Genomic DNA, 1868 nt, shown 5'->3' with positions numbered 1-1868 from the left:
CGAGTCGGGGCCATGTGGGTCCCGCCGGAGGGGGCTGCTTCTGGGTTCGCGAGCGCAGCAGCGCGCCCGAACCGCTGGGGTCAGCGGTGAAGATCAGCGACGGGTCGGGATTGTTGATGTCCTTTTCCAGCTGCTTGATCGCCTTGTCGCGCTTGAGCAGACGTCGAATCAGATTGACGATCATCAAGAGGATTACGAAGGAGAACGGGAACGCCCCAATGATCGTGCCGGTCTGCACCGTATCGACGACCGCCGTGCCGCCCAGGGTCAGCAGCACCGTGGCCACGGTGGCGATGGACAGCACCAACACCACCCGGAAGATGGGCCCGGACTTGTTGGGCGCCGAAACAAACTCGCTGAGCGCATAGATCCCCGAATCCAGGGAGGTGACGTAATAGGTGGCCACCAGGATCGTGGACACCACCAGCAGGATCGTGCCGATCAGCGGCACATGGTCCAGCATCGCGAACAGTCCCGCAGAGGTGTCGGCGGCTACGGCGGCACTGATGCCGCGCTCCGCGCGGTCGTCATAGTAGATGGCGGCCGAACCGATCACGCCCACCCAGATCATCACGATCAGCGTGGGGATCACCGTCACCCCCAGGACAAATTCGCGGATGGTGCGGCCCCGGGAGATGCGGGCGATGAACCCGGCGACGAATGGCGAGAAGGCAATGACCCAGCACCAGATGAACACCGTCCACCAGCCGTTCCAGCTGTCCTGCCAGGTGCTGAGGGGATTGGCGGTGCTTCCCGCATCGGTCCACAGGCTCATGTGAATGAAGTTCGACATGAAGCTGCCGAAGGTCTGGGACAGGTTGGACACGATGTAGAGCGTGGGTCCAAAGATGAATACCGCGCCCACCAGGATAATGCTGAGGATCGAGTTCAGGCTCGATATGCGCGCCATCCCCTTGTTGATGCCCACGATCGCGGAAATCGCCGTGATCCCGGCGAACACCGCGATGACCATTAGCCACATCATCGGGCTGGAGGTGATTCCGGTGAAGGAGGTGATCCCGGAACTGAACTGCAGGGCCGCGAACCCGAAGGAGGTGGCCAGCCCCAGCACCGTGGCAATGATGGCCAGCAGCTCAACTACTACGCCGGCGCCGCGCTGCGACCACTTGGCAGGATGTCGACGGTGGCCTCCCTGAAGGTCAACGTCTTGCCCAGGTTGTGGTGCGAATAGGCCAGGCAGACCGCCACCACGCAGTACATGGCCCACGCCGTCAGACCCCAATGGAAATAGGTCCACACGATCCCACCCTCTGCGGCGCCCGTTGCGCCGGCGGGAATCACCGGGTTCTCATCGCGCAGCATGATCGGTTCGGCAACCGACCAGAAGATCAGCCCGATACCCTGGCCGCAGGCGAACAGCATGGAATACCAGGCAAACTTGCTGTGCTGGGGTTTCGCCTTGGGCCCGCCCAGACGGATGCGCCCCACCCTGCTGAAGGAAAGCCAGATGCAGACAATGACCGCGAATGCCGAATACAGGATGAACAGCCAAGTGAACTTCCCGGTCACGAAGGTTCGCAGGTCGGAGATCACCGTTGAGGCGCCGGTGGGGTTCAGCAACACCCACAGGATGACCGCGCCGATGAGCAGCGGGGGAATGGTGCGGATCAGCAGGCGATCCAGCGGTGGAATGATGCGCCCGACAAATCGCGGCACCTCAACTTCCCTGTGCGCCGACGAGCTGCCCATCTCCTGGGGGTCCTCGGTTTCCAGGCGTCGTTGCTTCCGGTCGGCTTCGTTGATGGACATGCTATTTCACTCCGATGGGAAAGGTCGGTTGCAGCTCGATGTGCAGGGAGGTGGTAATGGCTCCGCTGATGGCCTCCAGCAGGAGCCGCCCGCGCGCG

Annotated in this window: 2 protein-coding genes; both read right to left on the bottom strand. The window is 62.6% G+C overall.

The genetic code is table 11. The features are described 5' to 3' along the window. Nucleotides 1-1072: BCCT family transporter (locus JCM19049_RS20900; RefSeq protein ID WP_279403183.1), on the bottom strand; the 1072-nt coding region annotated here is incomplete at its 3' end. Nucleotides 1073-1101: 29 nt separating this feature from the next. Further along, a complete protein-coding gene (locus JCM19049_RS20895) occupies nucleotides 1102-1770 on the bottom strand; it encodes a BCCT family transporter (RefSeq protein ID WP_279403182.1) in 669 nt (222 codons plus the stop codon). Between the last annotated feature and the right edge of the window lie 98 nt (nucleotides 1771-1868).

This window comes from Arthrobacter sp. JCM 19049 (genome assembly GCF_001310435.1).
This window is presented reverse-complemented; position numbering and strand designations above follow the sequence as displayed.

Excerpts from the sequence above, each read along its gene's own strand:
- JCM19049_RS20895 (WP_279403182.1), bottom strand. The coding sequence starts at position 1,770 with ATGTCCATCAACGAAGCCGACCGGAAGCAACGACGCCTGGAAACCGAG.